The sequence below is a fragment of the Alcanivorax sp. genome, from assembly GCF_051117345.1.
Lineage (GTDB): Bacteria > Pseudomonadota > Gammaproteobacteria > Pseudomonadales > Alcanivoracaceae > Alcanivorax.
This window is the reverse complement of the sequence record NZ_JBNPEC010000163.1, coordinates 1-8,527: the sequence shown is the minus strand read 5'-3', so window position 1 is coordinate 8,527 and position 8,527 is coordinate 1. Positions and strand designations below refer to the sequence as shown.

General features: G+C 50.5%; 7 protein-coding genes. All 7 read right to left on the bottom strand.

From position 1 onward, the window contains the following. On the bottom strand, window positions 1–1,531 hold a 1,531-nt coding region (locus tag ACFE0K_RS10855; protein WP_434536082.1), incomplete at its 3' end, for a hypothetical protein. Window positions 1,532–1,575: 44 nt separating this feature from the next. Further along, a complete protein-coding gene (locus ACFE0K_RS10850; RefSeq protein WP_434536081.1) occupies window positions 1,576–2,385 on the bottom strand; it encodes a hypothetical protein in 810 nt (269 codons plus the stop codon). Between the two features lie 17 nt (window positions 2,386–2,402). Beyond that, window positions 2,403–4,070, bottom strand: a complete 1,668-nt coding sequence (locus tag ACFE0K_RS10845; RefSeq protein WP_434536080.1) for an OmpP1/FadL family transporter — start codon at window positions 4,068–4,070, stop codon at window positions 2,403–2,405. Window positions 4,071–4,100: 30 nt separating this feature from the next. Further along, on the bottom strand, window positions 4,101–5,117 hold the full coding sequence (locus ACFE0K_RS10840; protein ID WP_434536079.1) for a transporter: 1,017 nt from the start codon (window positions 5,115–5,117) through the stop codon (window positions 4,101–4,103). Between the two features lie 45 nt (window positions 5,118–5,162). Next, window positions 5,163–5,972, bottom strand: a complete 810-nt coding sequence (locus tag ACFE0K_RS10835) for a C39 family peptidase (protein WP_434536078.1) — start codon at window positions 5,970–5,972, stop codon at window positions 5,163–5,165. Between the two features lie 165 nt (window positions 5,973–6,137). Further along, window positions 6,138–8,066, bottom strand: coding sequence for a tetratricopeptide repeat-containing sulfotransferase family protein (locus ACFE0K_RS10830; protein ID WP_434536077.1), 1,929 nt, complete (start codon window positions 8,064–8,066; stop codon window positions 6,138–6,140). A gap of 44 nt (window positions 8,067–8,110) precedes the next feature. Beyond that, on the bottom strand, window positions 8,111–8,527 hold a 417-nt coding region (locus ACFE0K_RS10825), incomplete at its 5' end, for a hypothetical protein (RefSeq protein WP_434536076.1).

Sequence of the window (8,527 nt, the reverse complement as noted above, 5' to 3'; positions counted from 1 at the left end):
TTCCACTACCATTGATGGACAAACAGAATTCGCCAACGGTATTTTCATCAACACGGACACGCTCCTGGGTGATGTTCTGGTCACCAATCGACTCTGGATAATTGCCTCCAGAGTTACTGACTTCCCTATCGACATCAGAATCAGGCTCCACAATATCCGAGCATTTAGTATCATCATCGCCCAAATCATCGTCTACGCAGGCGCGCATGAGCCTGACTGTATAGTCCCCATCTAGCTGAGAGATTATCGTGTCATCAGGCCGTGCCTGAACAAAACCTGTTTTCGTGGCACGAAATGGCAGCGGCTCCCCTGTGAGATTCTCACCAAGCAAGACTCCGGTTATCTCGCCTTTATCGGCAGCCGCAAGAGACTCATTAAGCGAGGGGAAATCCAGTTTAAAATCGCTGTTGCCATCAATGTTTACACCAGCGTAGAGGCTCGACCCAAGAAATCGACCAGATACTTGCGCATCAGTATTTGATTCATCCGCGTCGCCAATACCTGCACTACTCAACTGCACGGAAAGAGTCTCGTCATTCTGGTTTTGCAGCTCCAGAAGATCAGAGAGGCCCGCAAGGGAATCGAAGCCCAGAAAATCGAGTATCTGATTCTCTCCACCAGATGCCCTTACCCCGAGCCCTCCACCAAGAATTCGTCCTGAGGGTAGAACCAGTGCATTCAAAGTGAACGATACTGTGGAACCTTCTTCACCACCGAAATCACAACCCTCAAGAATGATACATTCCCCTGCGATTTCAAAAGCATATAGACCCGCACGAGAACGATCGTTCCCGGTATTGACTTGGTTCTCATAAGCCGACGTATCATTGGCAAAGCCGTCAATTGGCTCGTCTGAATTCACGACATCTATGAAATCCTGCCAAGCTGCCTTGAACTCATCAAAATCCGCGTAAGCAAAGCCGTTTTCAGCTATCAGTTCAGGCTGGGTATTAATGAGCGTATTAGGGTCATTTTCATCTGTGGCTTGTGTAGCGTCACCGGGAATAACAATGAAATTTTGAGGGTCGTTACCTTGATCATTCAATGCATGCAGCAACGCAGACCGATTCAATACGGGGCTGGCAGTTCCTAACGCACCATCCTGAACCTCGACACGACGAGGAGAATCAATCAGGTCGGCCAGCGTAATCTGATAGCTACCTTTACGTAATTGCTGGGGCAGAAAATAGCTACCCAAGCTAACCCTGTTATCTTCAAAGAGAGCGCTGCCGATATAAAACTCGATAGAGCGAGAATTGGCTGGGCACAAGGCATGATAGGCTGGCACTTCGATATCCAACCCCTCCGGCGTGTAATCTTCACCACGTGTATAGCCTGTTGAGCTCCCACACTGATACCCAAGATTCTTTACACGGGGTCCCTGCAATTCCACTAGGACATCCCCTCGCGGGTTAAGGTTACAGCTTGCACCCAACGGACAGCCTGGGACAGTCGCATCAGAAAAGTCTTCACCGCCATTGCAGCCCGCCAAAGCCAGAGCTGCCAATGCCATTAAAGTGAGATGTCGCATAAAGTATTACCTGTAATAGCAAGCCGGACGAAACCCGGCTGAATTCATTGGGCAGAAAGTAGCAGTTCGCCTTTCATTACTGCCTGCAACCCATCGGTACTCGGCTGTTCTTGCTGATAAGGCAGAAAGACTACCAGATGACGTTGACCGGATTCACGCGGCAGGGTTCCCTGCAGATAGCCGTATCGATACCAGGTTTCCGGATATTTCCGGCTGAACGGTTGATCAATCAGAAGAACTGGTCGCCCTTCTCCATCTAACCAGAGAAGCTGAGCAGCTACATAATCGCTCTTGCGGATAAAAGCCTTCAAATCGAGGATACTTACCTCTTCCGCCAGTTTCACAGCTTTTGCCATGAGTGGTTCATCACCCAGCATGACTGGGCTGTGCCGATCGAAGGTAATAAGCATTTCCTCACCCGCAGCGAGCTCGCTAGCCCCATCAAGCAAGTGAAGGCAGCAATCCTGGCGTATAGTGCGATAGGTTTCCAGAAACTCCCCCCTGGACACCTCTGCATAGTCTGGCTCAGCGCTAGCAGCCTGAGCCTCACGCTCAGCAACCATGTCTACTGGACGACTGACCAGCTGACCACTTTCGTCCACGTAAGTAATAAACCGGTCACGTTCTTTTTCTGCCAGCTCCTGGTCTATCTCCTCGCTTGGGCGATAGTCTTCCAGCGGTTCACCCAATGACAGCCCTTCAACTTTGCGATCGGGCTCGGACTGACTGTCATCGGGCTCGGGCTCGGGCTTTTCGATGGTGACAAGATTACCCTGGGCATCTGTATAGACATATAGCTCGCCCTGCCCTGGTCGCCCCTGGCAGGCAGCCAGCAATATTATCAGCAGAGACACAAATACACTTTTTTGCATTAGAAGCGAGTTCGGAAGGCAAGACCCATGATGGTTACCGTAGCTTCAGTCTTGATATCAAGCCCGGCATAGGGGTTATACACCACATTATCAATACCCGTACAGTTGGCGGCACAGCTTGTGTTTGCAGGGATTTCATCCTTACTCCGCAGCTGAGCAATACCCAGATCGATATCAGTGTCCTTGTCCCACTTATAGCCAAGGCCAAGACTGTAGTACTTGGCTTCATTGATCGGAACCAATGGGCTACGGCGATCTTCCGGAATCGCCGAGGCCCGCGGCTCATAACCGGCACGGAGCTGAATACGGCCAGTCAGATCATAGGAAGCGCCAAATGCCAAGTTCCAGGTGGACTGATAATTCAGCGGATAGCTCAACCGGGTCGATGTAGAGCCGGGAGAAAACAAGCGGGCCAGGCTGAGTACCGCAGAACTACGATCAAACGTAAAATCAAAAGAATCCCACTCCTTGTAATCCGCCCAGACAGCATCGATGTTGAATTGCAGTCTTTCCGTCGGCCGGATCTTTATGCCAGTCTGAAAAGAGGCAGGCATGGTCAGGTCCATGCTTACACGTCCTACCTCTTCTTCACCGACACGAGAAGGGATGCCCAGCACCGCCAAAGCGATAGCACCAGTTGGAGAGCTGCCAATGCCATTAATCGTTTCCTGGGCAGCATTGGAGTAGCTGATTTTGTAATCGCCACGCATATGGGTCTTGGCAGCGGAGCGCCATACCGCGCCCCAGGCAAAACGCTCATGGGGCTCCCAAAGTACCCCCAGGTTATAGGAAGGGCTGAAGCGCTGGTCCATTGCCACATCCAGAGATGCCAGATTCTTAAAGGGCCCCAACCCTTCTTCCGGTCGGCAAATCCCGAAGAGAATCAGATCCAGGGCAATATTGGATTCACCTTTGAAAGGTGCACAAATGCTTTCGTCGAGTACCCTTGCAAAACCCAGCAGCTCATTCGGAGCACGAAAATCCTGCTCCAGGGCCACAGCTTGAAAGCTCATACCTATAGAAGCACCGATGGACAACTCATCATTCACCCGATAACCAACCGAAGGAGAAAGGTAGGTAATACGCTCTAAAGCTACCCGCTCACCCATAAAATTGCCGACATCATCTTCGTCACGGTAAAAGCCGGCCGCCATCGGCAAATAGGTTGCTGTGCCAAAAGTAAACTTGGAACCGGCCGGGCGAATGGAGAAAGCCGGCAGTGGCCCCGCAATAAGCGGTCCTGGCGGCAAATCCACCGTTTCATTGATGAACGGAACATACAGGGAAATACCCTCAATGGTACTGGTCGCGGTTTTGAAATCCCGACAGTAATCCACTCCGTCATTAGGGGCGTCATTACAGACAACAGGGTCATCGGAAAAGCCAAAGACATTATAACCGGGCGGAGCCGAGAATTCGGACTCCAAGCTAAAATCTGCCCCTAAAAACTGTAGATCCATCCTGCGACCATCCAGCTTGGCCAGCCCTGCAGGGTTGAAATGGATAGCCATAATCCCTGGCGGATCAGCAGTTACCGCATGCCCCATGCTCATGGCACGCACATCAATCGCCAGGTTGTTAGCTAGCTGGGCTCTGACACTTGTCGTTAGCAAGCAACCCAGCACAGCAGCCAGGCCGCAGGCCAAAGCCTTATTATTGTTCTTCATGGCATGCCTCTCACAACTGCAAATGCCGGCTTAGGCACCGGGTTTCAGGCCACTGAAATCAATCGGCATTGACAGCCCAAGTAACACGTCGGGAGAGTCTTCGGTCAAACCGAAGCCGAAACTCAGGTTGATGATACGGTTATTGGAAGAACGCAAACCAATCGAAGTATTCACTACACTGGAAGTGGAATCTTCAGACCGCGCTATCCGACCATCATCAAAGAAAAATTCACTATCGAAATTGTAAGACTGCTGATAGCTGGCACTCAGAGAAACCTCGTAGGACAGCGCATAGGCAAGCCCCATGGAGAAGTTAATGCTATCACCCGGGTTGACCTCTTCCAGAGTGTCCGAGCCTCGCCGTTGATTTAAACCGGTAATATCGAAAGCCATGGAATAGCCTACAGAGCCATAGAGAACCACTGGATCCACTACCTTGCTCATGCTCACCCCTGCCCCCAACGAATAGAACCCTGAGCCGCTGGAAACCTCATTTCTGACATTGATGTCATAGGGGCTGTCGCCGGTCGGGGTCGTCAGAGTGCTGTAGAGCGTTGTATTCATTGCTCCAGGGCGAACCGGGAAGGGCTGATAGCGCAAGCCAAAAGACACATCCCCCAACGCAGGCTGGGAAACATCTTTTTCCGTATCATACTTGTACGAAACCGGCAGACGCGTATTAAAGGTCAGGTTGTTCCATATCCCGTAATCAAAAGACAAGGACGAGCTAAAAGAGTGCTGTGCGTCTTGCTCAATACGGAAACGACTGATTTGGCCGCTATCTTCATCAAGAGCGATATCAATTCGATCATCGCGAAAATAGCTGTAATTAGCTGAAAAATTCAACGACATCTCACCGCTCTGTAACAATGAGTACTGCTTTTCAGCTGCCTGAAAGACTTCTTCCAGGTTCTTTTCTTCTGTTACATCGTCTTCTTTTGTCTGCAGGGCATCGCGTGCTTCTTCAACGCTTTCAGCCGCCCAGGCAAAGGGTTGGGCAAGCAGGAGTGCAGCGATTGCTGCCACTTTTCCAGACTTTATATTCATGCAAAGCCTTCCTTTATTCTGATTTTTATTTGCCACTGCAGGCTCTTATTTTCTGAAATAGGTACGAGTAGGGACATTGATGACTCGCTCTGTACCATCTTCTTCTTCGATCAAAACGCGCCGAAGCGTACTAGCCTTGTCTGCCCAGTTTTCGATGGTATTGGTAAACACGGGAAACTCCTGGAAAGCCAACCGATTAATCGTGCGCTCGTCCAGCAAACGGAGGTCATAATCTGTCAGTTCCAGTCCATCCTGAGGCTCAAAGCCATTAGGGAAAACAATAAACAGCACATTCTGGTCCCAGACATCCAGGAATTTTGATTCTGTAAAACTGATATTGCCCAAGGCCGGGTCGGCCACGAAGACATGGCCATCCTGGTATTTTTTCAGAACAACAAAATGCTTGAAGCCACCATACGCGATGGGAACGATTGCCGGATGGTCAAGAGATTGGATGTCTTTCATTTCCGCCTTGAAGCCGCCACTGGGGTGCCCCAGCGCTGTAGCCAGGCGCTTCATGTCTAGCAGGGAAAACCCACGTCTCTGCACAATTTTCTCGGTCTCACCGAACCGCAGCAGCCCTTCCATAATCTGACGCTCCTGGAACTGGCGCCCAAGATACTGGTTCAGCACGGTAGTCAACGCTGCGGAGCCACAGGAGTAGTCATACGCCTGGCGCGTCACATTGTGATAGCGGAACTCGGAAACGGGTTTAACGGCAACTCCACGCTCACGCAGAGGCCCATCCCCGGTGGGATGTTCGTAGTAAATCACGCCTTTTTCAGGGGGCTCAATCACTACAGATTCATTGGCAGCGAAGTAGATCAGCGCTACACCCAACATGGACGTCAGCATGGTAAGTTATCCGCTGTTATTGTTATTGTTTGTTTCTGACATGGGCAGACATGTTAACCATGCCCATGCTGGCAGGCAACCACCTATTGAGACCACCGGGGGTGGCGATATAGTCAATTGGCTGACAAATTTACCCCCCCTGATTCAGAAAACCACAATATGGCACTATAGTGCCGGATTTTCGTAGTCTGAAACCTCAAAAACACCCTTGCTTGCCAAGGCCTTATAAAGAGGCCGCATCAGAGCCCCATAGCTCTTCCAGCGGTTCAGTGAATCAGAATACAACCCTCTCCTCACCTGGTTCATGCTAGCAGTTGCCACCGCCACCTGGCGCTGCAGGAACTCAAGACAGCCCTCTTCCCAGGCCAGCCCACAACTTTCAATTAACGGCTTAACCGTTTCGCGCAGGTCGAGAACCATATCCTCATAACGAACAACAAAAGGCCTCTTTGGCAGGCTCTCAAGCCAATGTTTTTTGAGAGCAAGAAAACGGCTGAACTCGCTGGCAATACCGTCGTAGGTATAGCTGAAATTCTGATAAGTGAAGTTTTGCTTGAAGCAGCCCCATCCAACATCCATAGGGTGCCTCTCCAGCACGATGAAGGTCGCCTCCGGAAACATTGCCGCTAGCAGGCCGGCATCCCTGACATTATTCATTCCCTTCTCGACAATTACCGGAGAATCACTTTCAGCCACGGCTGATATCATTACCCTGAACTCTTTAGCAAGCAAAGCCACTTCCTCTGCGGAGAGAGCCTGTAGATATTCCCGTCGTGTTTCGAAAGCCAAAAATTGTTTGCGCTGGTCAAGAACGTAGTCCATGACCGTTGACTCACCAGCAGTAGCCACACCCGAGTGAGACCCAAGCACTTGTTCAAGCAAGGTTGTCCCGGACCGAGGCATTGACAGGATAAGGATGGGCCGAAACGTTCGGTCCCCACCGGCTGATAAGGCTTTGATCTGCTGCAATGAGAAATTCTCAATCAATTCAGCTGCACTTTCTTCCAAGGCTTCACTGTAATGATGGCGGTGCGGGGCAATAGCTTCGTTACCTTTCTCATAGGCGGCGACTTCTTTTTTCTTATCTGAACCATTCTCATAAATCCGGCCAAGGGCAAAATAAAGCCCTCCCAACCTCAGTGGATCAGACTCATTACTGATTGACTCTCGGAGCCTTGAAAGTTGGCTTTCGTCGATCCCGGAGGGCATGGCATCAGCCAGGTATTGCCAGGCTGATGCATTGCCAGGCTGCTCATCCAGCACCCCCCTTATAATAGAAACTGCATATTCTTTTTTTCCAACTTGCATATAGCAACGACTTTTCCAGAGCCGAAGCTCTTGGCTTTGCTCAGGACTCAGTGTTTCCTGAGCATTTAAAATTTTGCTTTCGATAGCATCAAAGGATGACTTATCCCCAACCTGCATGTAAGACATCGCCAGCCAAAGCAAAGGCTTGAGAGATGCACTCTTTTCAGCGATGGCAGACAGCTGAGATATCGCCTGCTGTAGACGCCCAGTGTGGTAAAGCAACTGGGCGTAGGAAAGCGCCAGCTTTTGATTGCCGGGGTTCAGTGAATAAAGCTTTTCAACAACCGGCCTTGCCAGTGAATAGTGCCCGGATTTAAGAAGACACTGTGCCAGCGCTTCTGCAGCCATCGAGTCATTGGGGTTTAATATCGTAACGCGCTGAAAGCAGCCCGCTGCCTTTTCAAAATCCCCATTGTCAGCTAGAAGAAGCCCTAGCTGGTACCAGGCGTCAGCTTGACTGGAATTTTGCAGCAACGATTGCTGGAGTATACGGGCAGCAATCTGTTTTTTTCCGCAGCCTAATAGCGCTCGACCAAAAGCTGCCAACTCACCAGAGTCCAGCTTTCTGACTGCAGACAAACGCTGGAAAAGAGTTACCGAAGTTTCATTTTTTTCGGCTCTACTGCACAAAACACCCAAGCGGCTCAGGGCGGTTGGCTCTGAAGGAGATGAGGACAGAATCAACTGGTACACTTCAGCAGCCTTCTGCCACTGAGATTTTTTTTCCAAAGTCTGTGCAAGCTTCAATTGCTTACGAAGCATGGTGATACTCGTATTATTATGCATAAAAAAACCCGGCAAATTGCCGGGTTTTTAGCTTCCGGAAGGTATTACTTACCGGAAATGGTAACGGTGGTACCGTTCAGGTTCAAACCTACCAGCTCCACATCACCCAGGTTCGGACCAGTGCCATCACCCAGATTTACGCCAGCCAGACGTACATCCGCACCATTGGTTGCATCACCCAACTGATCAAGACGCACGGTCAGGCCAGAAGCGGTAACGTTAACACCAGCATCAACGTTCAAGTTAGTGCCACCACTGTCGAGTACAGAGAGGGTGCCCACGTTGATACCACCACCACTGTTAGCGTCGTTCAGAGCGAAGCCGCTGATGGAAACGCCATTGGTAATAGTGGTGTTCAGAGCAATCAGGTCACCCTGTGGTTCATTTGCCAGCTGTATATTCATGGTGGTGGCACCCAGTGTAATAGAACCCAGGTCCAGCACATCATCTACGCGACCAGT

Coding starts and splice junctions, on each gene's coding strand:
- ACFE0K_RS10835 (WP_434536078.1), bottom strand. CDS start 5,972: ATGCTGACGTCCATGTTGGGTGTAGCGCTGATCTACTTCGCTGCCAAT.
- ACFE0K_RS10840 (WP_434536079.1), bottom strand. CDS start 5,117: ATGAATATAAAGTCTGGAAAAGTGGCAGCAATCGCTGCACTCCTGCTT.
- ACFE0K_RS10845 (WP_434536080.1), bottom strand. CDS start 4,070: ATGAAGAACAATAATAAGGCTTTGGCCTGCGGCCTGGCTGCTGTGCTG.
- ACFE0K_RS10830 (WP_434536077.1), bottom strand. CDS start 8,066: ATGCATAATAATACGAGTATCACCATGCTTCGTAAGCAATTGAAGCTT.